Origin of the sequence: Nocardia sp. NPDC057227, from assembly GCF_042669725.1 — a bacterium.
In the GTDB taxonomy this organism is placed as follows: Bacteria; Actinomycetota; Actinomycetes; order Mycobacteriales; family Mycobacteriaceae; genus Nocardia; species Nocardia asteroides_A.
The window spans coordinates 452,479-476,144 of the sequence record NZ_JBHUXA010000002.1 but is presented as its reverse complement, the minus strand read 5'-3'; the positions used below and the strand labels follow the sequence as shown (position 1 = coordinate 476,144).

27 protein-coding genes are annotated in these 23,666 nt (G+C 73.3%); 11 read left to right on the top strand and 16 right to left on the bottom strand.

Translation table 11 applies throughout. The annotated features are described in order from the left end of the window. The first annotated feature begins 32 nt into the window (after window positions 1-32). Entirely contained in the window at window positions 33-638 is a 606-nt protein-coding gene (locus ACFUJ1_RS05610; RefSeq protein ID WP_378642833.1) for a TetR/AcrR family transcriptional regulator C-terminal ligand-binding domain-containing protein, read from the top strand. 46 nt (window positions 639-684) lie between these two features. Here ACFUJ1_RS05610 and ACFUJ1_RS05605 read toward each other — a convergent pair whose 3' ends face one another. Next, window positions 685-1,266: a TIGR03086 family metal-binding protein gene (locus ACFUJ1_RS05605; protein ID WP_378642830.1), complete on the bottom strand. Its 582-nt coding sequence runs from the start codon at window positions 1,264-1,266 to the stop codon at window positions 685-687. Window positions 1,267-1,389: 123 nt separating this feature from the next. Here ACFUJ1_RS05605 and ACFUJ1_RS05600 point away from each other — a divergent pair, with 123 nt between their 5' ends. After that, on the top strand, window positions 1,390-1,575 hold the full coding sequence (locus ACFUJ1_RS05600; protein ID WP_378612934.1) for a hypothetical protein: 186 nt from the start codon (window positions 1,390-1,392) through the stop codon (window positions 1,573-1,575). A gap of 3 nt (window positions 1,576-1,578) precedes the next feature. On the opposite strand, the gene menD is transcribed toward ACFUJ1_RS05600, so the two are convergent. The 3 genes from menD to ACFUJ1_RS05585 form a co-directional block, all read right to left on the bottom strand. Next, window positions 1,579-3,201, bottom strand: a complete 1,623-nt coding sequence (menD, locus tag ACFUJ1_RS05595; RefSeq protein WP_378642828.1) for a 2-succinyl-5-enolpyruvyl-6-hydroxy-3-cyclohexene-1-carboxylic-acid synthase — start codon at window positions 3,199-3,201, stop codon at window positions 1,579-1,581. A 103-nt stretch (window positions 3,202-3,304) separates the two neighbouring features. After that, a complete protein-coding gene (locus tag ACFUJ1_RS05590) occupies window positions 3,305-3,757 on the bottom strand; it encodes a DUF6918 family protein (protein ID WP_378612937.1) in 453 nt (150 codons plus the stop codon). A gap of 74 nt (window positions 3,758-3,831) precedes the next feature. Further along, on the bottom strand, window positions 3,832-4,491 hold the full coding sequence (locus tag ACFUJ1_RS05585) for a PaaI family thioesterase (RefSeq protein WP_378642825.1): 660 nt from the start codon (window positions 4,489-4,491) through the stop codon (window positions 3,832-3,834). 81 nt (window positions 4,492-4,572) lie between these two features. On the opposite strand from ACFUJ1_RS05585, the gene ACFUJ1_RS05580 reads away from it, so the two are divergent. From ACFUJ1_RS05580 to ACFUJ1_RS05560, 5 genes are all read left to right on the top strand, one after another. Next, window positions 4,573-5,466 (top strand): 1,4-dihydroxy-2-naphthoyl-CoA synthase, encoded by an 894-nt coding sequence (locus tag ACFUJ1_RS05580; RefSeq protein WP_378642823.1) that lies wholly within the window; start codon window positions 4,573-4,575, stop codon window positions 5,464-5,466. Continuing rightward, window positions 5,466-5,846, top strand: coding sequence for a VOC family protein (locus ACFUJ1_RS05575; RefSeq protein ID WP_378642820.1), 381 nt, complete (start codon window positions 5,466-5,468; stop codon window positions 5,844-5,846). Before ACFUJ1_RS05580 ends, ACFUJ1_RS05575 begins: the two co-directional genes overlap by 1 nt. A 259-nt stretch (window positions 5,847-6,105) precedes the next feature. Then, the gene (menE, locus tag ACFUJ1_RS05570) at window positions 6,106-7,242 is read left to right on the top strand and encodes an o-succinylbenzoate--CoA ligase (RefSeq protein WP_378642973.1); all 1,137 of its coding nucleotides are present in this window, start codon (window positions 6,106-6,108) and stop codon (window positions 7,240-7,242) included. A 102-nt stretch (window positions 7,243-7,344) separates the two neighbouring features. Continuing rightward, window positions 7,345-8,325, top strand: a complete 981-nt coding sequence (locus ACFUJ1_RS05565) for an ATP-binding cassette domain-containing protein (RefSeq protein WP_378642818.1) — start codon at window positions 7,345-7,347, stop codon at window positions 8,323-8,325. Further along, complete coding sequence (locus ACFUJ1_RS05560; RefSeq protein WP_378642815.1) at window positions 8,322-9,155, top strand: ABC transporter permease; 834 nt, start codon at window positions 8,322-8,324, stop codon at window positions 9,153-9,155. Before ACFUJ1_RS05565 ends, ACFUJ1_RS05560 begins: the two co-directional genes overlap by 4 nt. On the opposite strand, the gene ACFUJ1_RS05555 is transcribed toward ACFUJ1_RS05560, so the two are convergent. Further along, window positions 9,137-12,526 carry an ATP-binding protein gene (locus ACFUJ1_RS05555; protein ID WP_378642813.1) on the bottom strand — a complete coding sequence of 1,130 codons (3,390 nt, stop codon included), beginning with the start codon at window positions 12,524-12,526 and terminating at the stop codon, window positions 9,137-9,139. The two genes, ACFUJ1_RS05560 and ACFUJ1_RS05555, sit on opposite strands and share 19 nt — an antisense overlap. Before the next feature lie 104 nt (window positions 12,527-12,630). Here ACFUJ1_RS05555 and ACFUJ1_RS05550 point away from each other — a divergent pair, with 104 nt between their 5' ends. Beyond that, a complete protein-coding gene (locus tag ACFUJ1_RS05550; RefSeq protein ID WP_378642811.1) occupies window positions 12,631-13,092 on the top strand; it encodes an SRPBCC family protein in 462 nt (153 codons plus the stop codon). Window positions 13,093-13,128: 36 nt separating this feature from the next. Then, on the top strand, window positions 13,129-13,998 hold the full coding sequence (locus tag ACFUJ1_RS05545; protein ID WP_378642810.1) for a 1,4-dihydroxy-2-naphthoate polyprenyltransferase: 870 nt from the start codon (window positions 13,129-13,131) through the stop codon (window positions 13,996-13,998). 8 nt (window positions 13,999-14,006) lie between these two features. On the opposite strand, the gene ACFUJ1_RS05540 is transcribed toward ACFUJ1_RS05545, so the two are convergent. Genes ACFUJ1_RS05540 through ACFUJ1_RS05520 form a run of 5 tightly spaced genes read right to left on the bottom strand, consistent with a single transcriptional unit; the run spans window position 14,007 to window position 16,710 of the window. Beyond that, window positions 14,007-14,384, bottom strand: coding sequence for a phage holin family protein (locus tag ACFUJ1_RS05540; protein ID WP_233020702.1), 378 nt, complete (start codon window positions 14,382-14,384; stop codon window positions 14,007-14,009). Window positions 14,385-14,437: 53 nt separating this feature from the next. Beyond that, window positions 14,438-15,007, bottom strand: coding sequence for a Clp protease N-terminal domain-containing protein (locus tag ACFUJ1_RS05535; protein ID WP_378642806.1), 570 nt, complete (start codon window positions 15,005-15,007; stop codon window positions 14,438-14,440). Next, window positions 15,007-15,219, bottom strand: coding sequence for a hypothetical protein (locus ACFUJ1_RS05530; protein ID WP_067653721.1), 213 nt, complete (start codon window positions 15,217-15,219; stop codon window positions 15,007-15,009). Before ACFUJ1_RS05530 ends, ACFUJ1_RS05535 begins: the two co-directional genes overlap by 1 nt. A 59-nt stretch (window positions 15,220-15,278) precedes the next feature. Then, window positions 15,279-16,364, bottom strand: coding sequence for a PLP-dependent cysteine synthase family protein (locus ACFUJ1_RS05525; RefSeq protein WP_378642803.1), 1,086 nt, complete (start codon window positions 16,362-16,364; stop codon window positions 15,279-15,281). 4 nt (window positions 16,365-16,368) lie between these two features. Beyond that, window positions 16,369-16,710 carry a DUF4229 domain-containing protein gene (locus ACFUJ1_RS05520; protein ID WP_378642801.1) on the bottom strand — a complete coding sequence of 114 codons (342 nt, stop codon included), beginning with the start codon at window positions 16,708-16,710 and terminating at the stop codon, window positions 16,369-16,371. A gap of 183 nt (window positions 16,711-16,893) precedes the next feature. On the opposite strand from ACFUJ1_RS05520, the gene ACFUJ1_RS05515 reads away from it, so the two are divergent. Both ACFUJ1_RS05515 and ACFUJ1_RS05510 read left to right on the top strand, forming a co-directional pair. Beyond that, window positions 16,894-17,100, top strand: a complete 207-nt coding sequence (locus tag ACFUJ1_RS05515) for a BldC family transcriptional regulator (RefSeq protein WP_233020706.1) — start codon at window positions 16,894-16,896, stop codon at window positions 17,098-17,100. Window positions 17,101-17,224: 124 nt separating this feature from the next. Next, window positions 17,225-17,422 carry a hypothetical protein gene (locus ACFUJ1_RS05510; protein WP_378642970.1) on the top strand — a complete coding sequence of 66 codons (198 nt, stop codon included), beginning with the start codon at window positions 17,225-17,227 and terminating at the stop codon, window positions 17,420-17,422. On the opposite strand, the gene ccsB is transcribed toward ACFUJ1_RS05510, so the two are convergent. From ccsB to hemL, 6 genes are all read right to left on the bottom strand, one after another. Further along, on the bottom strand, window positions 17,419-18,384 hold the full coding sequence (gene ccsB / locus ACFUJ1_RS05505; protein WP_378642799.1) for a c-type cytochrome biogenesis protein CcsB: 966 nt from the start codon (window positions 18,382-18,384) through the stop codon (window positions 17,419-17,421). The genes ACFUJ1_RS05510 and ccsB overlap by 4 nt on opposite strands. Beyond that, window positions 18,384-20,024 (bottom strand): cytochrome c biogenesis protein ResB, encoded by a 1,641-nt coding sequence (locus tag ACFUJ1_RS05500; RefSeq protein WP_378642796.1) that lies wholly within the window; start codon window positions 20,022-20,024, stop codon window positions 18,384-18,386. Before ACFUJ1_RS05500 ends, ccsB begins: the two co-directional genes overlap by 1 nt. Then, entirely contained in the window at window positions 20,021-20,971 is a 951-nt protein-coding gene (locus ACFUJ1_RS05495) for a cytochrome c biogenesis CcdA family protein (protein WP_378642794.1), read from the bottom strand. Before ACFUJ1_RS05495 ends, ACFUJ1_RS05500 begins: the two co-directional genes overlap by 4 nt. Further along, on the bottom strand, window positions 20,968-21,588 hold the full coding sequence (locus ACFUJ1_RS05490) for a TlpA disulfide reductase family protein (RefSeq protein WP_378642791.1): 621 nt from the start codon (window positions 21,586-21,588) through the stop codon (window positions 20,968-20,970). Before ACFUJ1_RS05490 ends, ACFUJ1_RS05495 begins: the two co-directional genes overlap by 4 nt. Further along, on the bottom strand, window positions 21,585-22,223 hold the full coding sequence (locus ACFUJ1_RS05485; RefSeq protein WP_233021037.1) for a histidine phosphatase family protein: 639 nt from the start codon (window positions 22,221-22,223) through the stop codon (window positions 21,585-21,587). Before ACFUJ1_RS05485 ends, ACFUJ1_RS05490 begins: the two co-directional genes overlap by 4 nt. 92 nt (window positions 22,224-22,315) lie before the next feature. Next, window positions 22,316-23,653 carry a glutamate-1-semialdehyde 2,1-aminomutase gene (gene hemL / locus ACFUJ1_RS05480; protein WP_378642789.1) on the bottom strand — a complete coding sequence of 446 codons (1,338 nt, stop codon included), beginning with the start codon at window positions 23,651-23,653 and terminating at the stop codon, window positions 22,316-22,318. Window positions 23,654-23,666: the final 13 nt, after the last annotated feature.

Below are 23,666 nucleotides of genomic sequence, written 5' to 3'. Positions count from 1 at the left end.
CGAGCGGCCACAAATGGAACTGGAGACCCGTTATGACTTCGGACCCGGGGTCGGTCCGGCCCGGCGGGCGCACCGCAAGGGTGCGCGCGGCGGTGCTGCGGGCCGCGGGCGACCTGCTCGCCGAGCGCGGCCTCGGCGCGCTGGATCTCACCGAGGTCGCTGCGCTGGCCGAGGTCGGCAAGACCACGGTGTACCGGCGCTGGGGCACGCCAGCCGGGCTGGTGACCGACCTGCTGGTGGCCATGGCGGAGGAGTCGGTGCCGCGCGCCGACACCGGCACCCTGCGCGGGGACCTGCTTGCCAATGCCAGGCTGGTGCTCGGCACGCTCACCGACGCCAGGCAGGGGCGGCTGTTCCGCGCGGTGATCGCGGCCGGGACCGCCGACCCCGCGACCGAGGTCGCGCTGCGGCGCTTCTACGACGTGCGGCTGGCGGAGTGGGCGCCCTGCGTCACCGACGGGATCGCGCGCGGGGAGGCGCCGGTCGGCACCGATCCGCGGGCGGTGCTCTCCGCGGTCGCGGCGCCGCTCTACTACCGGCTGTTGATCAGCGGCGACCCGCTCGACGACCCCGCCGCGGTGCGCGCCGCCGCAGCGGCCGTGGACGCCATCGCCGCCGGCCGCTTCATCGCGACTTGACCCGATCCGGACCGGACTGCTCGAGCGGTCCGGCCCGGCTTCCGCCTCAGGCGGTCCAGTCGGCCCTGCGCCCCGTGCGGGCCAGCACCCGGTCCAGGCGGGAGGCGTCCGCGGCGACCGGCTGGGCCGGGCCGAAGAGCCCCGGCGTCCCCTCGGCGGGCATTCCGGCGAGGAACCCCTCCAGCACCTCGAGCTCGCCCGGCGTGACGTCGAAGGGCAGCCCGGTGGCGCGGGCCAGGTCCCAGCCGTGGATGACGAGCTCGTCCAGCGCCACCGCCGCCATCGCGGGGGCAGGCGCGGTAACCCCGCCCGCCTCGGTCTCCCCCGCCCACGCCTCCTCCTCGCGCCACGCGCTGACCAGCGCGTTCAACCGCGTCGGGATGAGCGTGCGCCAGTCGGCGGGCAGCTCGCTCGCGGCCACCTCCGGCGGCTGCGAGCCGTCGACCTCCTTGACCGCGGCCTGCCGGAATGCCTCGGTGAGCCCGGCGACGTGCCCGAGCAGGGCGGCCACCGGAACACCGGGGCACGGGGTCGGGCCGGTGAGCTGATCGTCGCCGATCCCGGCGACCAGGGCGGCCATCCGGTCGGCGGCGACGGCGAAATCGAACGTGGGGGCGGTAGCGGTCACGACGGATCTCCTGTTCCTCGGTACGGCTCTCACCGATACCGACGGGCCGGGGCCGCGGAATTCATCGCCGCACCGTGGGTATACCGGCTCCGGACAGAGAACCCCCGCGGAGAGGAGCGCACGATGGTAGATCGCAGCACACCCGCCACGTTCGAGGTGTCCGAGGCCGATCTGGCCGACCAGTCCCGCCCGGTCGACCCGGCCGACGACGCGCCGCCGCCGGAGGTGCCGGGCGACCTGTGGAGCGCCGACCCCGCCGACGTGGTGGAGCAGCGCATCGAGGTCCCGCTCGACGACGAGCGGGAGTAGCCCTCAGCCGATGGCGGCGCGCACCGAGGCGTGCAGCTCGCGCAGCCCGGAGCGCTCGGTCGCGACCTCGAGCACCCGCACCCCATGCGCGTGGCCGGTGAGCGCCGCCGCCAGCTCGGCGGTATCCACCTGCCGGTGCGGGATGCGGTAGGCGGCGCAGAGCGCGGCCAGGTCCATGCCGTGCGGGGTGCCGAAGACCCGCTCGAAGACCCCGGCGTACTGCGGGTCGCCCTGTTCGAGCAGCTCGAAGATGCCGCCGCCGTCGTCGTTGGCGACCACGATGGTGAGGTCGTCCGGGCGCGGCTCGCCGCGGCCGATGAGCAGCCCGGAGGCGTCGTGCAGGAAGGTCAGGTCGCCGATCAGGGCGAAGGTGCGGCCGTCGTGCCGCATGGCGGCGCCGAGCGCGGTGGAGACGGTGCCGTCGATGCCCGCCACGCCGCGATTCGAGACCACGGTGATGCCCGGCCGCGGCGCGGAGACCAGCGCGGTGTCGCGCACCGGATTGGAGGCGCCGAGCAGCAGCTGGTCGCCCTCGCGCAGCGCGTCGGCGACCACGGCGGCGACGTGCAGCCCGGTCGGCTTGGGGTGGCCGGCGAGTTCGTCCCGGACGGCATGGTGCGCGCGCTCGTTGAGGTCGTGGCAGCGGGCGAGCCAGGCCGGGTCCGGAACGCCGGAGACGACGGCCCTGGTCCCGGTGCCGACGACATTGCCGGAGACGTCCGGCCAGCGCGGGCCGGTGGTCAGCGCGTAGACGGTGACCTCCGGGTCGGCGAGGAGCTTGGCGACCGGGCGGTGCAGGGTCGGGCGGCCGGTGATGATCGCCTGCTTCGGCCGGAGCAGCGGCAGCGCCAGCGGATGCAGGGCGGGGCCGTGCAGCGGCGCGGTCGGCTCGGCGACGGTGGGCAGCGCGGCGAGCTCGGGCCGCAGCCCGGCGCCGTGGCCGGAGATCACCACGGTGTCCGCGGTGAGGTCGATGGCGAGCGGGACGTCGAGCGTGGCGTTCTCGGTGCGGGTCCACGGGGCGTCGCCCGCGCGGCCGGGGATCGCGGGCGCGTCCGGGTCGGGGACCAGCGGCTCGCGCAGCGGGATGTCGAAGTGCACCGGCCCGGCATTGCCGGAGCGGGTACCGCGGGCGGCGGCGAGCACCCGGCAGACCGCCGAGCGCCAGACGCTGTTCTGCCGCGTGTAGCCGGGATCGGCCTCGAGTTCGGCCAGCCCGAGGCTGATGGTCGCGCGCACCTGGCTGCCGAAGAGCCCGAGCTGCTCGACCGTCTGGTTGGCGCCGGTGCCGAGCATCTCGTAGGGCCGGTTGGCGCTGAGCACCACCAGCGGCACCCTGGCGTAGTTGGCCTCCAGCACGGCGGGGCCGAGATTGGCCACGGCGGTGCCGGATGTCATCACCACCGGCACCGGGGCGCGGCCGGACAGGGTGAGCCCGACCGCGAGGAATCCCGCGGTGCGCTCATCGATGCGCATGTGCAGGCGGAGCCGCCCCGCCGCATCCGCGGCCTGCAGTGCGAAGGCCAGCGGGGCATTGCGGGAGCCGGGGCACAGGACCACGTCCAGCACCCCGCCGCGCACCAGTTCGTCGACGACGACCTGCGCCTGCGCTGTTGACGGATTCACGTCTCCAGACTTCCAGACTCGGGCCGATGCCGCCGCGTCACCCTGCTCACAGCGGGGCGATGCTCGCGCCGCCGGCGACAGCGGCGGCGGCGCGAGACACGGGTCAGACCGTCGCGTGCCGCTGGACCAGCGCACCCACCCGCGGCAGCGCCTCGACCACGTTCTTCTTGGCCGAGGAGCGCAGCGAGGAGTACACCTTCTGCAGCGCGGGGCGGGTCGAGGACTGCGCCCGCTCGTCGGTCACCGCGAGCAGCGCCTCGGCGACCTCGTCGGACTTGGCGACCAGCAGATCGGCGAAGCTGCCGGTGCTGCCGGACGCGGTGTATTCCTGCCAGTAGGGCTCCAGCTGGGCCACCAGGCGCGGGGCCAGGGACTCCAGGGCGTCGGGGACGATGGACGGGCCGATCTTCTTGACCGCCGCGTAGCCACCCTTCACAGCGAGGCCGGACGCACCACCCTTGTCCGAGACCTCGGCATCCAGGACCTCGACAGCGTCGGCAAGGAAGGCCGGCCGCTTGGCATCGTCGAGCAGGGATTCAGACAGTGCTGCAACCACTTTCAGGTTCCTCCGGAATCGGTTCGTTGTACGAGCACGCGCCACTATACGCACCGCCGCCCGCATCCACCCGGCTACGGCTGCCCGGGCAGCAGTTGAATCATCAATCCTTCGGCATCCGCGAGCAATTCGCCCTGATCATCGCGGAGTTCCGCGGTGACGAAGGTCTTCCGTCCTTCGACCCGGTCGACCCGTCCGCGAACGGCCAGCGTCCGCTCCAGCGGGGTTACCTTGCGGTAGTTCACGTGCAGGTAGCCGGTCCGGCTGATCGGCCTGCCCGCGTAGTGCAGCACCGAGCCGAAGAGCTCGTCGAAGAGCAGCGGGAGCACCCCGCCGTGCGCGGCGCCGTTGCCGCCGAGATGGAAGCGGCGGAAAACGCCCGTCATCGCGACCCCGTCCGGCCCGGCCTCGGCCGTCTGCCACGGGAGCAGCAGCAGGCTGCCGCGGCCGGGCAGCTCCACCGCGCGCCCGGCCGGGCCCTGCAGCTCCGGCGCCCGGTGCGGCTCCAGCAGCGCGGCCAGCCGCTCGGCGAGCGCCGCGGCCTCGGCGTAGACCCCGTCCGGCGCGTCGACGCTCACCGCGAGATCCTGCACCCGGCGCAGCGCGTCGACGAACGGCCCGAAGCTCGGCCCGATCGGCTCCCGCGACACCTTCGGGAAGAACCGGGCGTGCTGCTCGTACCGCTCCGGATCGATCGCACTCATGTCGATAACCGGTTCTATTTTCTCGCTCATCCCTGCACGCTATCCGGGTGTTGTACACCGTCCGAACGGGGGCGCTCCCGCGCTGTTTCGGGCAGCGCCGATAATCGCGGGGTGACCTTCGATCCCGCGTTGTGGCGCCCGGTACCCGGCTTCGAGAACCTGACCGACATCACCTACCACCGGCACCTGTCGCAGGGCACGGTGCGGGTGGCGTTCGACCGGCCGGAGGTGCGCAACGCCTTCCGCCCGCACACGGTGGACGAGCTGCACCGGGCGCTCGACCACGCCAGGATGACCTCCGACGTCGGCGCGGTGCTGCTCACCGGCAACGGCCCGAGCCCCAAGGACGGCGGCTGGGCCTTCTGCTCCGGCGGCGACCAGCGCATCCGCGGCCGCAGCGGCTACCAGTACGCGGACGGCGAGACCGCGGAGACGGTCGACCCGGCGCGCGCCGGGCGGCTGCACATCCTGGAGGTGCAGCGGCTCATCCGGTTCATGCCGAAGGTGGTGATCGCGCTGGTGAACGGCTGGGCCGCGGGCGGCGGGCACAGCCTGCACGTGGTCTGCGACCTCACCCTGGCCAGCCGGGAGCACGGGAAGTTCAAGCAGACCGACGCCGACGTCGGCAGCTTCGACGGCGGCTACGGCAGCGCCTACCTTGCCAAGATGGTCGGGCAGAAGTTCGCCAGGGAGATCTTCTTCCGCGGCCGCCCGTACACCGCCGAGGAGATGCACCGGATGGGCGCGGTCAACGAGGTGGTCGACCACGCCGAGCTGGAGAACGTCGCGCTGGAGTGGACCGCCGACATCCTCGGCAAGTCGCCGCAGGCGCAGCGCATGCTCAAGTACGCCTTCAACCTGGCGGACGACGGGCTGGTCGGCCAGCAGCTCTTCGCGGGCGAGGCGACCAGGCTGGCGTACATGACCGACGAGGCGGTCGAGGGGCGGGACTCCTTCCTGGAGAAGCGCTCGCCGGACTGGTCGCCCTACCCGTGGTACTTCTGATGGATGTCCTGAGCAGCCGGATCATCCTGCGCCCCGGCGACTACGCGGCGACGCTCGCCTTCTACCGGGACGCGCTCGGGCTCGCGATCGCCAGGGAGTATCCGGGCGGCACGGTCCTCTTCGCCGGGCAGTCCCTGATCGAGGTCGCCGCGCACGGCGGGTCCGGCGAGCCCTCGCACTTCGGCGGCGCGATCTGGCTGCAGGTGCGCGATATCGCCGCTGCCGCCGCCGAACTCGCGCGGGCGGGGGTGCGCGTCGACCGGGAGCCGAAGCGGGAGCCGTGGGGGTTGCTGGAGATGTGGATCGCCGACCCGGACGGGGTGCCGATCGTGCTGGTCGAGATCCCGGCTGAGCACCCGCTGCGCCGCGATTCGCGCTGAGGTCGCCACCTTCGAGTTGCCAGCAAGCAAACCGAAAGGGACGATAACGACTCGGGCGAGACCCGACCGCCGACGTCCGGGAGCCATCTCGCCGCGTTCCGTCGGACGAGAGAATCGCGGTTTCGATGCCTGTCGTACCTGAGCCGTTGTCGGCCCGCTCCCGGGCGCGCCGTGCGCGTTCCCGGACCACCCGTTCCGTGTGCACGCACGCGGCCATGACACGATCGCTGTCGTGAGCAAGCCCCTTCGGATCCTGCCGATGCCGACCGGGTCCGGCGTCGGCGACGTGCTCCCGCACCTGCGCGAGGCGCTCGAGGGCACCGGCCCGGCATGGCTGCCGGTGCCGAACAGCGACCGGCGCGAGGCGCGCAGGCTCGGTGACGCGCTCGCCCCCGGCGAGCCGATCGACGAGGACGTGGCGCTGGTCGTCACCACCTCCGGCACGACCGGGGTGCCCAAGGGGGCCATGCTCGGCTCCTCCGCGCTGCGCGCGAGCGCGAGCGCGACGCACGAGCGGCTCGGCGGGCCGGGGCAGTGGTTGCTTGCCCTTCCGACGCACCACATCGCGGGCGTCCAGGTGTTGCTGCGCAGTATCCAGGCGGGGACCGAGCCGGTCGTGCTCGACGTCGGCGGCGGATTCCTGCCGGAGGCGCTGGCCGGGGCGATCCGGGCCATGCGCGGGGAGCGGCGGTACACCTCGCTCGTTCCCACCCAGCTGATCAAGGTGCTGGAATCGCCCGTCGCGGCGGCCGCGCTGGCCGGGCTGGACGCGGTGCTCGTCGGCGGCGCGGCGACGCCGGCCCGGGTGCTGGAGCGGGCACAGGCCGCCGGAATTCGCGTCGTCCGCACCTACGGGATGAGCGAGACCTGCGGGGGGTGCGTCTACGACGGGGTCCCGCTCGACGGGGTCGGGCTGCGGATCGAGGACGGGCGGGTGCTGCTCGGCGGGGCCACCGTCGCCATCGGGTACCGCAACCACCCGGACCACCCCGCCTTCGCCGAGCCGGGGTGGTTCCGCACCGACGACGCCGGCGTCCTCGAGGACGGGGTGCTCCGGGTGACCGGCCGGTTGGACGAGGGGATCAGCACCGGGGGGTTGCTGGTTCTGCCGCAGGTCGTCGAAGCAGTGCTCGGGACGCATCCCGCCGTCGCCGAGTGCGTCGTGCTCGGGTTGCCCGACGAGCGCTTGGGCCAGCGGGTCGCCGCCGTCATCGTCCCGGTGCCCGGCGCCGAGCCCCCGAGTCTGGACGAGGTGCGCGCCCACGTCACCGCCGAACTCGACGCCATCGCCGCACCCCGCGAACTCGCCGTCCTCGACGAACTCCCGCTGCGAGGTCCGGGCAAACCGGATCGCGCCGCCCTCCGCGACCACCTCCTGGCGCACAGCACGCACTGACGGGGGCGCGCACGTCCCCAATCGGTGCAGATCAGCAGCCGCACGCAAGAGCGGTGCAAGAGGTGTGCGGGCGGTGCAAGGACGCCCGCGCACCCTTGCGACATGACAGACTCCGCACCCCTCGCGGTGGAAGCCACCGATCTGGTCAAGGTGTTCGGCACCCAGCGCGCCGTCGACGGCGTGAGCCTCGCCGTCCCCGAGGGCTCCGTGTACGCGGTCCTCGGCCCCAACGGCGCGGGCAAGACCACCACGATCCGCATGCTCACCACCCTGCTCCCCCTCGACGGCGGCACGGCCCGGATCTTCGGCCACGATGTGGCGAAGGAGCCGACCGCGATCCGCTCGCTGATCGGCGTCACCGGCCAGTACGCCTCGGTGGACGAGGACCTCTCCGCCACCGAGAACCTGATCGTCTTCTCCCGCCTGCTCGGCCTGAGCCGCCAGGATTCCCGGCGCAGGGCCACCGAGCTGCTCGCGGAGTTCGGCCTCACCGACGCGGCGACCAAACCGCTGCGAACCTTCTCCGGCGGCATGCGCCGCCGCCTCGACCTGGCCGCGAGCCTGATCGCGACCCCGCCGCTGCTCTTTCTGGACGAGCCGACCACCGGCCTCGACCCGCGCACCCGCGCGCAGATGTGGGACACCATCCGCCGCCTGGTCCGGGAGGGCGCGACGGTCCTGCTCACCACCCAGTACCTGGACGAGGCGGACCAGCTCGCCGACCGGATCGCCGTGATCGACCACGGGAAGGTGATCGCCGACGGCACCGCGGACGAGCTCAAGGAATCGGTCGGCGGCTCCTCGCTGCACCTGGTGCCCGCCGATCGGTCCCGGCTGGCGGAGGCACGGCAGCTGGTCGCGACCTTCCTCGACGCCGAGGCCACCGTCACCCCGGAGGCGGGCCGGATCACCGCCCCGCTGCGCGACGCCGACGTCACCACCGACCTGCTGATCCGGCTGCGCGAGGAGCGGATCGCCATCGCGGAGATCAACGTCAGCAAGCCGAGCCTGGACGAGGTCTTCCTCACCCTCACCGGCCGCCCCTCCGAGGACGCGGCCGACACCGAAAAGGACGCAGCATGACCGACACCCTCGTCTCCCCGGCCCCGCCGAAGCGGGTCGCCGCGGTGCGGCAGGCGAGCAACAGCGTGAGCCTGGCCGCCACCGTCTCGGCCTCGCTCACCATGGCCTACCGCGGCCTGCTCAAGATCAGGCACAAGCCGGAGCAGCTGTTCGACGTCACCATCCAGCCGATCCTGTTCACCGCGCTGTTCGCCTACATCTTCGGCGGCGCGATCGGCGGCAGCGTGCAGAACTACCTGCCGGTCCTGATCCCCGGCATCCTGGTGCAGACCGTCGTGCTCACCTCGGTGGTCACCGGCACCCAGCTGCGCGAGGACATGGACAAGGGCGTCTTCGACCGCTTCAAGTCGCTGCCGATCGCCCGGATCGCCGCGCTCGCGGGCGCGCTGATCGCCGACATGGTGCGCTACACCCTCGCCACAGTGCTCACCGTCGTGGTCGGGCTCGCCATCGGCTACCGGCCCGCGGGCGGGGTGGTCGGCGTGGTCGCGGCCGGGGTGGTGATCGTGCTCTGCTCGTTCGCGGTGAGCTGGATCTGGGCGCTGGTCGGCGTCACCGGGCGCAGCGCGGCGGGCGTGCAGGGCATCTCGATGATGGTCATGTTCCCGCTGACCTTCATGTCCGGCGCGTTCGCGCTGACCAGCACCATGCCGGGCTGGATGCAGGCGATCAACCACGCCAACCCGGTGTACTACATGGTCAACGCCTGCCGCGACCTGATGAACGGCAACGGCTTCGGGAGCAGCACGGTGTATTCGCTGCTCGGCGCCGTCGTGGTGATCGCGGTGTTCGCGCCGCTCGCGGTGCGGGCCTACATGCGCCGCGCGTGAACTCCGTCGGGGGCGTCCGGTTCGCCGGGCGCCCCCGTCGTCGTCCCGGCGATCAGCGCGAGTACGCGGTGCAGCAGCCGCATCCGGCGCGCGGGGCCGAGTGCCGCCTCTGCCTCGGCGACGGCCGCGGGCCCAAGCCTGGCCTCGGCGAGCTCCAGGTGCCTGCGCACGAGCATGGACGGGAAGTCCTGCCTCGCGGGCAGCCGGGGCGCGGCGAGCAGCAGCCGCAGCCCGGTCTCCGGGTCGTCGCCGGTGGCGATCAGCCTGCTGCCGAGCGCGCAGGCGATGGCGCCGACCTGCGGGACGTCCTGGAAGGCGCCGAAGATCCGGCCCGCCGCCTCGGCCAACTCGCGGGCGATCTTCCCGGCCGCGACCGGGTCGCCGTACAGCACCTCGGCGTCCAGCGCCGCCGCGACCAGCATGAGCACCCACGCCCCCGGCCCCCGCGAGCTGCCGGGCCAACCGGAGACGGCGAGCGCGCGCCGATACCTGCGCACGCCGTCCTCGATCCGGCCGCGCGCGATCAGCAGCTCCGCCTGCGCCTGGAAGAGCACGCCGAGCAGCCCGCTGACGGTGCCGTCCGGCGCCTCCGGGTCGAGGTCGGCGAGTTGCACGGTGCGCTCCAGCTCGGCGGCGGCGCGGTCCAGCTCGCCGCAGCCGATGAGCACGCCGACCAGCGCGGTGCGCGCCTCGATCAGCTCGTCGTAGGCGCCGATCCGCTCCAGCAGCCCGATCCCGCGCTCGTAGTGCCCGACGGCCTCGCCGTACCGGCCCGCCTGGCCGTGCAGCTGCGCCATCTGCCGGTGCGCCGAGGCCAGGCTCCAGCCGTCGCCGGGGCGGAGCAGGGTGAGCGTCGTCGCCGTGTCCCGCAGCGAACCGCGCAGGTCGCCGAGGTTCTCCCGGATGTTCGCGCGCAGGATCAGCGCGTTCACCCTGGCGTCCCGGTCGGGTGAGCGCACCGCCGCGGCCACCAGCCGCGGGATCCCGGTGCCGCGCGGCGGGCTCACCAGCAGCCGGGCCGCGAGCAGCACCGACGCCGAGAGGTCGGTGCGCACGGCGAGCAGCCGCCTTGTCCGCAGCCGCACCCGGGCCAGCCTGCGCAGTTCGGAGCGGTCGCCGAAGGCGGCGTGCAGGATCTGCAGCGCGGAGCCGATCACCAGCAGGTCGCCGGGCGGGTGCCGCACGTCCGGCGCGGGCAGCGGCACGTGCAGCAGCCGCTCGGACCAGGCGATCACCTCGCCGTGCGCGCCGCGCATCATCCAGAGCACGCCGAGCGTGGGGAACACGGTGTACACGGTGACGCCGTCGGCGCGCTCGGCGGCCCAGCGCAGCGCGGCGAGCAGGTTGTCCTGCTCGGCGTCGAGCTCGCCGCCGAGCTGCATCTGGTCCTCGCGGTAGGCCCGCGCCCCCAGGTCCTCGCAGCAGGCGCGGGCCCAGCTCAGGGTGCGGGTGATGATCTCCTCGCCCTCCCCGCTCGCGGCCAGCCGCTCCTCGCCGTACTCGCGGACCGTCTCCAGCATCCGGTAGCGCAGCCCCGCCACGGAGTCCTGCACGGTGAGCAGGGACTGGTTCACCAGCCCGTCCACCGCGGCGGCGACCTCGCCGACCTCGGCGCCCGCGGCCACCGCCTCGGCCGCGGCCAGGGTGAAGCCTGCCGGGAAGCGGCAGAGCCTGCGCAGCGCCGCCCGCTGGCCCGGCTCGAGCAGGTTCCAGCTCCAGTCGATGACGGCGTGCAGGGTGCGGTGCCGCGCCGGGGAGCTGCGGTCGCCGGAGCGGAGCAGGGCGAAGCGGTCGTGCAGCCGGTCGGCGATCTCCTCGACGCTCATGGTCCGCACCCGGGCGGCGGCGAGCTCGATGGCGAGCGGGAGGCCGTCGAGGGTGTGGCAGAGCCGCGCCACGACGGCCGGGTCGATCCGCACCGACGGCCGGACCGCGCGGGCGCGCGCCGCGAAGAGCTCGGTGGCCGGGGAGCCCGAGGGGTCGATGTGCAGCGGGGGCAGGGGGTAGACCGCCTCCGCGGTGATCATCAGCGGTGCGCGGCTTGTGGTGAGTACCCGGAGCCGGGGGACGTGCGCGATGAACTCGGCGACCAGGGTGGCGACGGCGTCGATCAGGTGTTCGCAGTTGTCGAGGACGAGCAGCGTCGGTCGGGCCGAGACGGCGTCGAAGAGGCGCTGGCGCAGCTCCACCGGGCCGGTGCGCAGCGTGGAGCTGTCGAACGGCGCCTCGGAGACGCCGAGCACCGCCGCGATCGCGCTCTCGATCTCGGCGCGCGCGATCTCCGGTTCGGCGGCGCGGATGGAGGCCAGCTCGACCAGGGCGACCGCGCCTGCCTCGCGGGCGCCGAGTTCGTGGGCGACGCGGGTCTTGCCGGTGCCGCCGGGGCCGAGCACGGTGGTCACCCGGGAGCTGCGCAGCAGCTCTTCGAGTGCGGTCAGGTCGGTGTCGCGGCCGAGCAGCGGGTTGGGTGCGGCGCGGACGCCGAGGCCGAGGAACGGCGCGCGCTCCGGCGCACCGGGCGCGGGCCCGGCTGCGCTGGTCGCGGTCCCCGCTTGGCCTGCGGGGGCGATTCGCTCGCCGCGCAGGACGGCGGTGTTGAGCTCGGTGAGTTCGGGGCCGGGGTCGGCGCCGAGGCGGTCGGCGAGGCGATCGCGGAAGGTGGCGACGGTCTCCAGTGCGGCGGCGGAGTGGCCGGTGGCGGCGAGCAGCCGGACCAGCTCGACGTGCGCGGGTTCGTCGAGCGGCAGTGCGGCGGCGCGGCGCGCGGCCAGCCGGAGCGCACCGTCGGGGTCGCCGGTGCCCGCGCGGGCGGTGATCTCCAGCGCGTCGAGTTCGGCCGCGTAGCCTGCGGCGCGCTCGTGCAGCTCGGCGGCGAGCGGGCCGGGCGGCAGGTCGGCGCCGGGTTCCCCGCGCCAGAGCGCGCGGGCGGCGAGCACGGTGGCGAGGGAGGCGGCGTAGGCGCCGGAGGCGCGCTGCGCGCGGGCCCGGTCGAGGAGCCGTGCGCAGCGGGTCAGGTCGACCTGCTCGATGTCGAGTTCCAGCCGGTACCCGGCCGGGCCTGCGCGCAGCGCGCCGTCCGGCAGCACCGAGCGCAGCCGGGACACCTGGGTGTGCAGCGCGTTCATCGGCGCCCGCGGCGCCGATGAACCCCACACGTCCTCGATCAACCCCGCCGCGGTCCGGCTGCGCCCCGGCCGCAGCGCCAGCGCCGCGAGCAGCGCGCGGGCCCGCGCCCCGGGCAGCGGCCACAGCGCACCGTCCCGGCGCACCGCCACCGGCCCGAGCAACCCCACCTCGAGCACAGCGGACCCGTCCGCGTCCCCCGGCGGAGACTCCCCGCCGCGCGGAGCGACCATGCGTTCACGCCCCATCGGGCCACTGCTCTCCGGCACCATTCCGGAATCGATCCTAGGGTTCACGCGACCGATGCGGCGCGCGTCCCGCGCGGCCCCGGTGCTCGGCTTAGAGTCGGCCCATGGCCGACTTCGAGGTTGCCCGGCGCACCGTGATCGCCGCCGAGCCCGCGCGCATCCACGGGTTGATCGACGATTTCCACGAGTGGGTGCACTGGTCGCCGTGGGAGGACATCGACCCCGAGCTGAACCGCCGGTACGCGGGCCCCGAGTCCGGTGTCGGCGCCTCCTACTCCTGGAACGGTAACCGCAAGGCGGGCAGCGGCACCATGACCATTACCTCCAGCGCCGAGCACGAGATCGGCGTCCGGGTGGAGTTCCGCAAGCCGATCGCCGCCACCAACGACGTCCGCTTCGAGCTGGCGGGCGTGGCAGGCGGCACCGAGGTGACCTGGCGGATGACCGGCAGGCGCACCGGCCTCCTCGGGCTGGTCGGCCGGGTGGTCCCGATGGACAAGTTCATCGGCAAGGACTTCGAGAAGGGGCTGGCCCGGCTGAAGACGGCCGCCGAAGAACCCGCCTGAACCCGGGCGCGCATCGCGCCGGATTAGGCTGCGCGCATGGCAACTGCAGCGCAATGGCTCGAAGGCGCCCGGCCGCGGACCCTCCCCAACGCGATCGCCCCGGTACTCGCCGGTACCGGCGCCGCCGCCGCGCTCGACGCCGCGGTGTGGTGGAAAGCACTGCTGGCACTTGTGGTCTCGCTCGCCCTGATCGTCGGGGTGAACTACGCCAACGACTACTCCGACGGCATCCGCGGCACCGACGACGTCCGGGTCGGCCCGGTGCGGCTGGTCGGCCAGCGGCTGGCCGAGCCGAAGGCGGTGCGCAACGCCGCCGTCGCGAGCCTGCTGGTCGCCGCGCTCGCCGGCCTGGTGCTCGCGCTGCTCACCGCCTGGTGGCTGCTGCTCTTCGGCGCCGCCTGCCTGGCAGGCGCCTGGTTCTACACCGGCGGGCGGAACCCGTACGGCTACAGTGGCTTCGGCGAGATCGCGGTTTTCGTCTTCTTCGGTCTGTTCGCGGTGCTCGGCACCCAGTACGTGCAGGCCGAGCGGGTGGACTGGGCCGGGCTCGCCGCCGCGGTCGCGGTCGGCGCCTTCTCCAGCGCGGTGCTGGTCGCGAACAACCTGCGCGACATCCCCACCGACACCGAGTCCGGCAAGACCACGCTCGCGGTCAAACTCGGCGACCCGCGCACGCGGACGCTGCACGCGGTGCTGCTCGCGCTGCCCTTCGCCATGACCCTTGTCCTCGCGCTGCGCACCCCGTTCGCGCTGCTGGCGCTGGTCGCCGTCCCGCTCGCGCTGCGCGCCAACGCGCCGGTGCGCGGCGGCCGCGGCGGGCCGGAACTGATTCCGGCGCTGCGCGATTCCGGCCTCGCCCTGCTGACCTGGTCGGCGGTGACCGCCGCCGCGCTCGCCTTCGGCTGAGGCCGGGCTCAGTCGTCGCCGACCAGGAGCCCGAGCCCCCAGTTGACAATCGAGATGATGAGCGCGCCGACCAGCGCGGCCCAGAAGCCGTCCACCCGGAGGCCGTAGTCGGTGACCTCGGTGATGGCCGCGGTCAGCATCAGCATGAGGGCGTTCACCACCAGCAGGAAGAGCCCGAGCGTGACGATCACCAGGGGCAGCGACAGCACCTGGACGATCGGCTTGACCAGGGCGTTCACCAGGGTGAAGACCGCGGCGACGGCGAGCAGGACGATGATCTTCCAGCCGATCTCGTCCTCCGGGCTCACCACCTCGATGGCGCCGACCAGGTAGGCCGCCAGCCAGATGGCGAACGCGTTGATGATCAACCGGAGCGCTAGCTGCATGCCGCCATGCTAGGCGGGCGAGGTGTCGCGCAGGGGGCACAACGCGAGAGCGCTCAGGCGGCCCGGTCCAGCAGCGCGTGGATCCGGGGGCGCAGCGCGTCCAGCGCGGCCGGGCCGCCGAGCAGCCCGGTGGTGACCTCGTTGGCCCCGCGCAGGATGCCGAGCAGCAGGTGCCCGGACTCGATCGAGCGGTCCTTGCGGGCGAGCGCCTCGCGCAGCGCCAGCTCCAGCGTCTTCTTGGCGTCCCGGGTGAACGGGATGTGCCCGCCGGTCCACCGGGCGAACCGCCCGCGCGGCTCCGGCGCCGCCTGCGCGAGGGCGTCCGCGCCGAACCCGGCTTCGAGGCTCGCCCGCACGGCGTCCAGGTCGATGCCGATCGAGCGCAGCGCCTCGGCGTCCTCCGCCCCCAGCGGCTCGCCGCGGCCGCGCTCGGCCAGCGCCGCCGCCACCGCGTCCCTGGTCACCCCGGACTCCGCGAGCAGCGTGCGCAGCGCCGGCTCGGCGTGGCCGAGCAGCCCGAGCAGCACGTGCTGCACATCGATCACCGGGGAGCGCAGTTCGCGGGCGTCCTCCTGCGCCAGCACGATCGCGACCCGCGCCTCCCTGCCGAACCGTTCGAACATCAGCGTCTCCTCGTGTGCTTCTGGTGGACGGCCTGCTTGCTGACCTCGAGCGCGTCGGCGATCGCCTGCCAGGACCAGCCCTGCGCCCTGGCATTCGCGACCTGGATGGCCTCCAGCCGTTCCAGCAGCCTGCGCAGCGCGAGCACCGCGCGCAGCCCGACCGTCGGGTCGGGGCTGCCCGCGGCCGCCGCCAGCGTTGTCGCTTCACTCATGACGTCAATTTTGATTGACACCCCGGGCGTTTGTCAACAAAAGTTGACGAACGGGAGGCTCAGCCGGTCCAGACCCCGGTGGCCGCGAACTTCTCCAGCACCGCCTGCGCGGGCTCCAGCCGGAAGCCCTGGGCCGCCACCCAGGGGTCGTCGTAGTACGTGGTGGCGTAGCGGTCGCCGCCGTCGCAGAGCAGCGTCACCACGCTGCCGGAGCGCCCCGCCGCCAGCAGCTCCGCGATCAGCGCGAAGGCGCCCCAGAGGTTGGTGCCGGTCGACCCACCGACCCGGCGGCCGAGCACGCTGCTCGCGTACCGCATGGTGGCGATCGACGCGGCGTCCGGCACCTGGATCATCCGGTCCACCACCTGCCCGACGAAGGACGGCTCGACCCGGGGCCGCCCGATCCCCTCGATCCGGGACGACATGCCGGTGCCGAACCCCGCGTCGCCGGTCTCGTAGCCGCCGAAGAAGGCGGAGTTCTCCGGGTCGACGACGGCGAGCCGGGTGTGGTGCCTGCGGTAGCGGATGTAGCGGCCGATGGTCGCGCTGGTGCCGCCGGTGCCGGCGCCGACCACGATCCACTCCGGCACCGGGTGCGCCTCCAGCCGCATCTGCTCGAAGACGCTCTCGGCGATGTTGTTGTTGCCGCGCCAGTCGGTGGCCCGCTCGGCGTGCGTGAACTGGTCCATGTAGTGCCCGCCGCACTCGGCGGCCAGCCGCGCGGCCTCGGTGTACATGTCCGGCGGCCGCTGCACGAAGTGGCAGCGCCCGCCCTGCGCCTCGATCAGCGCGATCTTGCGCGGCGACGTGCTCGCGGGCATCACCGCGACGAAGTCGAGCCCGAGCAGCTTGGCGAAGTACGCCTCGCTCACCGCCGTCGACCCGGACGATGCCTCGACGACGGTCGTCCCCTCGCCGACCCAGCCGTTGCAGATGGCGTACAGGAAGAGCGAGCGGGCCAGCCGGTGCTTCAGGCTGCCGGTGATGTGCGTCGACTCGTCCTTGAGGTACAGCTGCACCCGCCAGGCGGCGGGCAGCGGGTAGCGCAGCAGGTGGGTGTCGGCGCTGCGCTGGGTGTCGGCGTCGATCAGCCGTACCGCGTTGTCCACCCACCCGCGCGGGGTGCTGCGGTCGCAGCTCTTCACGGCGTCACGCCCGCTCGTCGTCCTCGCCGCGCAGCCGGGCGCGCAGCCTGGCCTTGTCCTGCCGACGTTTCTGGTCGACCGTCGCGATGTCCTCGTTCACCCTCGACCGCAGCGATTTGAAGAGCGTCAGCGAGAGCGGCATCGCCACGATGATCGCGAACAGCGCCGCCACCACCAGCGGGATCTCGATGCCCGCCAGCCGCGCGGCGCCGACGATCAGGCCCGTGATCAGCACGACGAGGCCGAGCCGGGCCAGCGTGTAGAGGCCGAGGTTCAGCGCGAGCCGCCTGCCCGGCGCCGGCTCGCCCGTGCCTGCTCCGTCGCGCGATGGGGTTGCGTCACTCACGTCGTCAAGCCTATGCCACAGGGTTGCGCGGTCCGGGATGACCGCTTCGCACCAGGTGGGAGGTGTATCCGATTTGTCTATTACCTCCCCTTTACCAACCGTAGATCAATCGAGTACCTAGGGGTCTTCGTGCCACGATGGCGCTGTCCGATGAGGGACTGTCGAAGACGGAGAGGTTTGCTCATGACTGCTGCGACGACCGCCCAGGACGCCCTGCTCACCCCGGGCCAGGTGGCCGCGCTCTTCCACGTCGACCCGAAGACCGTGACCCGGTGGGCGCACGCGGGTCGGCTCGGGTCGCTGCGCACCCCCGGTGGGCATCGCCGATTCCGCGAATCGGAGGTCATGCGGCTGCTCGCCTCGCTCACCACCGAGGCCACCGCGCGCTGACCGTTCGCCGCGCCGCCGACCGCACGCACGCGGGCGGCGGGCGCGGTGACGCCGCGGTGAACGCCGCCCGAAACTGGGCTTAACCGTGGACCGCCGCTACCCTCGTAGCCAGGAGGTGAGCGACGTGATGTACCTGTTGGCACTCATCGCGGTGGTAGCTATCGCGGTGCTGTGCTGGAAGGCCTTCGGCCCGGCCGGGAGCAGTGCTCCCCAGCGCACGCGGACCGTCGGCCCCGACGACGACCCCGAGTTCCTCTGGCGGCTCTCCCGCCAGCAGCACCGGGACGGCGAATCGGGTAAGGGTGGCGCCGGCGACCGCTAGGTGAGCCCCGCGTAGCTGTGCAGCCCGCTGATCACCAGGTTGATGATGAACAGGTTGAACAGCATGGCGACGAAACCGGCGATGTTGATCCAGGCCGCCCTGGTGTCGCGCCAGCCCGAGGTCGCGCGGGCGTGCAGGTACGCCGCGTAGAGCACCCAGGCGATGAAGGAGCAGGTCTCCTTGGGGTCCCAGCCCCAGAACCGCCCCCAGGCCGCCTCGGCCCAGATCGCGCCGAGGATGACGCCGGCCCCGAAGAGCGGGAAGCCGATGATCGTGGTCCGGTAGGCGATCCGGTCGAGGGTGCGGGCATCCGGCAGCCTGCGCGCCACGGCGCCGAGCAGATTGTCCGTTTCACCGCCCTCCGGCTGCCGCAGCCGGTACAGGAAGAGCAGGCTGGCGATGCCGGAGACCAGGAAGACGCCGCTGCCGATGCTCACGATGGTCACGTGGATGGGCAGCCAGAACGAGCGCAGCGCGGGCACAACCGGCGCCGCGTCGGCGTAGAGCACGGTGCCGCCGAGGAACATCAGCACCAGCACCGGCACCAGCAGGAAGACCCACATCGAGCGGTACCGCTGCTCGCGCAGGAAGACCATGCCGACCAGCACCGCGGCCGCCGTCGCCATGGTGACGAACTCGTACATGTTGCCGAGCGGGAAGCGGTTCGTCGCGAAGCCGCGCAGCACGATCGAGGCCAAGTGCAGCGCCACCGCCACCACCAGCACCGAGAAGGCCATGTTGCCGAACCGGTCGGCCAGCGGCCGCTGCGGCGGCGCCACGATCTTGCCCGGCACCGCCGGGTCGTTCCCCGCCCCGACCAGCGCGGGCTCGCGGGCCGCGACCTGCCTGGTGCGCGCCGAGGCGTACTGCACCAGGAGCAGCACCAGCACCAGCGCGTACACCACGATGGCCGACTTGAAGGCGAGGTCGCTGTACCCCGCGAGGGTCGCGTCGATCTCCATCACTGTTCTCCCGTGCTCGGGTCGATCAAGCGGGTGCGCAGCCGGTCGAACTCGGAGCCCCAGCCCGCCTGGTCGGTGCGGGCGAGCCCACCCATCTCTACTACGGTGCGTCGTTGGTCAACGGTACCGGGTGCGCTCGCGGCCGGGTAGACCCGGACCCAGACCCGCCGCCGCCGCACCAGCAGCGAGACCAGCAACCCGGCCATCATGGTCACCGCGCTGATCAGCACCCACTGCTGCGCCGGGTCGTGCGACACCTGGATGTTCACGAACTCCTTCGCGCCGTCGAAGGTGACCGTGGTGCCGTTGGCGAGCTGGGTGGACTCGCCCGGGCGCAGGTTCACCCGCGCCTCCTTCGTAAGCCGACCCTGCCGGACCAGCTCCTGATCCAGCGCGAAGAGGTTCTGCGGGCGGCCGGTGTCGAGCCCGGTGTCGCCGCGGTAGATGTCGACCGCGACCGCCGGGTCGTCCATCCTCGGGAAGGACGAGGTGAGCAGGGCGCCGTGCAGCAGCGCGGTGGGCGCGAAGAGCCCCTCGATGGCGATCTGGTTGCGCCTGCGTTCTTCTTCGTTCGCGAAGAGCCCGCCGGGCGGGTCGATCCGGAGCACGCCGCTGGAGAGGAAGGTCCGCGCGTCGTCCGGGCGCCACTGGATGGTCTCGGTGCGGGTCTCGCCGTTCGGGAAGCGGACCGTGAAGGTCGGCGCGTAGCCGTGGCCCTGCAGGTAGACGCGGTCGCCTGCGACGCGGAGCGGGTGGTTCACCCGGAGCGTCGTGTCCCGCCAGGTGCCCGCGGCCAGGTCGGCGCCTGCCTGGTAGGAGATGTTCGAGGTGAACATCTCGGCCTGGCCGGTGTCCAGGTAGTCGGCGCGGAAGTCTTGCACCCGGACGCAGAGCGGGGTCATCCCGGTGCCGTCGTTCACGTTGCCGGCGCGGAACGAGTCGAAGGCGGCGGGCGAGGTGCTGCAGAAGCCGGGGCCGTCGTCCGCGATCACGATGACGGTGCCCTCGTAGCCGAAGAGCTTGCCCACCGCGATCGCGACCAGCAGCCCGACCAGGGCGAGGTGGAAGACCAGGTTGCCGAGCTCGCGGGTGTAGCCCTTCTCCGCGGAGAGCGTCAGCTCGCCGGGGCGCTCGCCATCGCGGCGGCGCACCCGCCAGCCCTTCAGCCCGGCCTCGGCGGTGGCGAGCACCTGCTCGGGGTCGCGCTCGTCGGTGCCGGACCAGTGGTGCGGCAGCCTGCCGAGATTGCGCGGGGCGCGCACCGGCGGGGTGCGCAGCGCCCGCGCGTGCTCCACCGTGCGCGGCAGGATGCAGCCGACCAGCGAGATGAAGAGCAGCACGTAGACGGCGGTGAACCAGAAGCTGGAGAAGACGTCGAACAGCTCGAACCGGTCCATCCAGGGGCCGAGCGTGGGGCGGTCCGCGATGTACTCCGCGACCTTCTGCTCGTTCAGGCTCCGCTGCGGCAGCAGCGCGCCGGGGATGGCGGCCAGCGCGAGCAGGAAGAGCAGCACCAGCGCGGTGCGCATGCTGGTCAGGCCACGCCAGGTGTTGCGCACCGCGGCGAGCGCGCGGCCGAGCGGGGACTGGCGCGGCGGCGGCGCGGGCGTGGCGGCGGGCGGGCTGTCGGTCATGGTCATATCGGCAGGGTCACCTCGGAGACGAAGGCGTCGCGCACCCACGCGACGAACTGGTCCCAGGCCCCGGTCACCAGGGCGACCCCCACCGCGACCAGCAGGATTCCCCCGATGAGCTGAATGGTGCGGGAGTTGCGGCGCAGCCAGCCGACGCCGCGCAGCGCCCCCGCCGAGCCGAAGGCGAGCACGACGAAGGGCAGCCCGAGCCCGAGGCAGTAGGCCACGATCAGGGTGACGCCGCGCGCGGCGGTCGCGCCCTCGGTGCCCGCCGCCACCGCCATCACGCCGGAGAGCGTCGGGCCGAGGCACGGGGTCCAGCCGAGCGCGAAGACCCCGCCGAGCAGCGGGGCGCCGAGCAGCCCGGTGAGCCGGCGCGGCTCCATCCTGGTGTCCCGCTGCAGCGCGGGGACGAGGCCGATGAAGACGAGCCCCATCAGGATGGTGAGCACACCGCCGATCCGCTGCAGCAGCTCCCGGTTCACGTTCAGGGTCTGGATCAGGCCGAACACCGTCGCGGTCGCCAGCACGAAGACCACGGTGAAGCCGAGCACGAAGAGTCCGGCCGCCCCCGCGATCCGTAGCCTGCCCGCGCGCGCAGCGCGTTTCTCGGCGGCCGGGTCGGCAGCGCCCCTCTCGGCAGTGGCGGCCGTGTCAGTGCCCGGCTTCGCGCGGGCAGGGCTGCCCGCGGCGCCGCGCACCGGGTCGCGCATCGCGCGGTGCGCGGTGCCGCGCCGGCTCCGCGCCTCGGTCGGCGTCACCGGTGGCGCCTCCGCGCCGACCAGCCCGGCCAGGTAGGAGAGGTAGCCGGGGACCAGCGGCACCACGCACGGCGAGGCGAAGGAGACCAGCCCGGCCAGCAGGCACGCGCCGAGCGCGAGCACGAGCGGCCCGCTCGCCGCCGTCTGCTGGAACGAATCCCCCACCCCCGCCAGCACCACCACGGTGCTCACGACGGGTCCTCGCCCGCGAGCCGCTCCACCACCGGCTGCAGGTCCTCGGCGAGCAGGGCGCGCAGGAAGACCGCCGCGACCCGGTGCTGCCGGTCGAGCACGAGCGTGGTCGGGATGACGCTGGTGGGGAAGTCTCCGCCGAGCGCGAGCAGGGTGCGCATGGACGGGTCGTAGATCGAGGGGTAGCCGACCTTGTTGTCGACCACGAAATCCTTCGCCTTGTCCTGCTGCGGGTCGCGGACGTTGATGCCGACGAAGGCGACGCCCCGATCCCGCGTCCGCTCGTACACCTGCTCCAGCGCGGGCACCTCGGCCCGGCACGGCCCGCACCACTGCCCCCACAGGTTCAGCACGACGACCTGGCCGGGGAAGTCGGCGACCGAGACCGTCTTCCCGTCGTTCATCAGGTCGGGGCCGGCCAGCGCGCCGATGGTGCCCCGGCTCGCGGGCGGGTCGTAGACGATGTCGGTCTTGCCGCCGGGCGAGACGAAGTCGAAGGTGCCACCGGACGCCACCGCGTCGGTACCGGTGGCGCAGCCCGCGAGCGCGGCCACCAGGGCCACGCACGCGAGCAACACCGGCCCGATCCGCCGGGGACGCACGGTGGAACAGCTCATGCCCCGGTCTTCCTAGGATCCGAACTACCCGCGGGCTCGGAATAGACGATGTCGACCAGGGTGTCGCCCTCGTACACCAGCGAGGTCAGCGAGGCGAGCGAGCACTGCCTGCTGCGCGGGTCGTGCCAGAGCCGCTGCCCCTGCAGGAAGCGGCGCAGCGTCCACACCGGCAGCTGGTGCGAGACCAGCACCACCTCGCGGCCGCTCGCCTCCACCCGCGCCTTGTTCACCGCGGCCAGCATGCGGTGCGCGATCTGCAGGTAGGGCTCGCCCCAGGACGGGGTGAACGGGTCGCGCAGCTTCCACCAGTGCCTCGGCTTGCGCAGCGCGCCGTCGCCGACCGAGACGCGCAGGCCCTCGAAGGTGTTCCCCGCCTCGATCAGGTTCTCATCGGTGCGGATCGCGATGCCGTGCGCCGCGGCGATCGGCTCCGCCGTCTCCTGCGCGCGCTGCAGCGGCGAGGCGATGACCAGCGCGAGGTCGTGGTCGGCGAGCGCGCGGGCGACGGCGCCCGCCTGCGCCCGCCCGGTCACCGAGAGGCCGAAGCCGGGCAGCCTGCCGTAGAGGATGCCGTTCGGGTTGTGCACCTCGCCGTGGCGCAGCACATGCACGATGGTCTCCACCGGCTCGGCCACCGCGGGCGGCTCGTGCTGGGTGACCGGCCGGACCGCGGGGCGGTCGGCGGCGGGCTCGGCGGGGAGGTCGGAGGGGGTGGGCTGATCGGAGCTCACGCGCGGGTTCCTTCGGGGGTGGCTGCGGCCGCCGCGCGAGCGGCGGCGGGCAGAGCGGCGGCGATGCGGGCGAATGCGTCCTCGTCGAGCGCCGCCGACACGAACCACGCCTCGAACGCACTCGGCGGCGGGTACACCCCGGCGCTCAGCATGGCGTGGAAGAAGGCCGGGTAGCGCCAGGTCGCGGCGGCCTTGGCGGAGGTGTAGTCGGTGACCGGGCGGTCGGCGAAGAACACGCTCACCATATTGCCCGCGAACTGGACCCGGTGCTCGACCCCCGCCGCGCTCAGCGCGTCGGTGAGCAGCCCGCCGAGCCGCTCGGCATTGCGGTCGAGCGCCGCGTAGACGGCGTCGTCGGCGGCGCGCAGGGTGGCCAGCCCGGCCGCGACCGCGACCGGGTTCCCGGAGAGCGTGCCCGCCTGGTAGACCGGCCCGAGCGGCGCGAGCCGCTCCATGACGTCGGCGCGGCCGCCGAACGCCGCGGCGGGCAGTCCGCCGCTCATGACCTTGCCGAAGGTGTAGAGATCGCCCGCGACCCCCTCGCGGCCGTACCACCCGGACCGGCTCACCCGGAACCCGGTCATGACCTCATCCATGATCAGCAGCGCGCCGTCGGCCTCGGTGAGCTTCTTCAGCCCGGCGTTGAAGCCCTCGGCCGGGGCCACCGCGCCCATATTGCCCGCGGCGGCCTCGGTGATCACGCAGGCGATCTCGCCCGGATTCGCGGCGAAGGCCGCGGCGACGGCGTCCAGGTCGTTGTAGGGCAGCACGATGGTGTCGCTCGCCTGCGCGCCGGTGACGCCGGGCGAGGTGGGCAGCCCGAGGGTCGCGACCCCCGAGCCCGCCTCGGCCAGCAGCGCGTCCACGTGGCCGTGGTAGCAGCCGGCGAATTTGATGATCTTGGTGCGGCCGGTGAAGCCGCGGGCCAGCCGGACCGCGCTCATGGTGGCCTCGGTGCCCGAGTTCACCAGCCGCACCCGCCGCACCGGCTCGACCCGCTCGGCGATGGCCTCGGCCAGCTCGATCTCGGCCTCGGTCGGCGCGCCGAAGGACAGCCCGCCGCCCGCCGCCGCCCGCACCGCCTCGACCACGGCCGGGTGCGCGTGGCCGAGGATCATCGGACCCCACGAGCAGACCAGGTCCACGTAGTCGTTGCCGTCCGCGTCGGTGAGCGTGTAGCCGTGCGCCGAGGCGATGAACCGCGGCGTCCCGCCGACCGAGTGGAACGCCCGGACCGGCGAATTGACACCGCCGGGGATGATCCCGGCGGCCCGGTCGAAGAGCTGGGCGGAGACCGGGACCGAACCCTCGGCCGCGCGCGGAGAAGAACTCACGAACTCCAGTGTG

Coding starts and splice junctions, on each gene's coding strand:
- ACFUJ1_RS05610 (WP_378642833.1), top strand. CDS start 33: ATGACTTCGGACCCGGGGTCGGTCCGGCCCGGCGGGCGCACCGCAAGG.
- ACFUJ1_RS05600 (WP_378612934.1), top strand. CDS start 1,390: ATGGTAGATCGCAGCACACCCGCCACGTTCGAGGTGTCCGAGGCCGAT.
- ACFUJ1_RS05585 (WP_378642825.1), bottom strand. CDS start 4,491: ATGAGCGAGAAAATAGAACCGGTTATCGACATGAGTGCGATCGATCCG.
- ACFUJ1_RS05575 (WP_378642820.1), top strand. CDS start 5,466: ATGGATGTCCTGAGCAGCCGGATCATCCTGCGCCCCGGCGACTACGCG.
- menE (WP_378642973.1), top strand. CDS start 6,106: ATGCCGACCGGGTCCGGCGTCGGCGACGTGCTCCCGCACCTGCGCGAG.
- ACFUJ1_RS05565 (WP_378642818.1), top strand. CDS start 7,345: ATGACAGACTCCGCACCCCTCGCGGTGGAAGCCACCGATCTGGTCAAG.
- ACFUJ1_RS05560 (WP_378642815.1), top strand. CDS start 8,322: ATGACCGACACCCTCGTCTCCCCGGCCCCGCCGAAGCGGGTCGCCGCG.
- ACFUJ1_RS05555 (WP_378642813.1), bottom strand. CDS start 12,526: ATGGGGCGTGAACGCATGGTCGCTCCGCGCGGCGGGGAGTCTCCGCCG.
- ACFUJ1_RS05550 (WP_378642811.1), top strand. CDS start 12,631: ATGGCCGACTTCGAGGTTGCCCGGCGCACCGTGATCGCCGCCGAGCCC.
- ACFUJ1_RS05545 (WP_378642810.1), top strand. CDS start 13,129: ATGGCAACTGCAGCGCAATGGCTCGAAGGCGCCCGGCCGCGGACCCTC.
- ACFUJ1_RS05540 (WP_233020702.1), bottom strand. CDS start 14,384: ATGCAGCTAGCGCTCCGGTTGATCATCAACGCGTTCGCCATCTGGCTG.
- ACFUJ1_RS05535 (WP_378642806.1), bottom strand. CDS start 15,007: ATGTTCGAACGGTTCGGCAGGGAGGCGCGGGTCGCGATCGTGCTGGCG.
- ACFUJ1_RS05530 (WP_067653721.1), bottom strand. CDS start 15,219: ATGAGTGAAGCGACAACGCTGGCGGCGGCCGCGGGCAGCCCCGACCCG.
- ACFUJ1_RS05515 (WP_233020706.1), top strand. CDS start 16,894: ATGACTGCTGCGACGACCGCCCAGGACGCCCTGCTCACCCCGGGCCAG.
- ccsB (WP_378642799.1), bottom strand. CDS start 18,384: ATGGAGATCGACGCGACCCTCGCGGGGTACAGCGACCTCGCCTTCAAG.
- ACFUJ1_RS05500 (WP_378642796.1), bottom strand. CDS start 20,024: ATGACCATGACCGACAGCCCGCCCGCCGCCACGCCCGCGCCGCCGCCG.
- ACFUJ1_RS05490 (WP_378642791.1), bottom strand. CDS start 21,588: ATGAGCTGTTCCACCGTGCGTCCCCGGCGGATCGGGCCGGTGTTGCTC.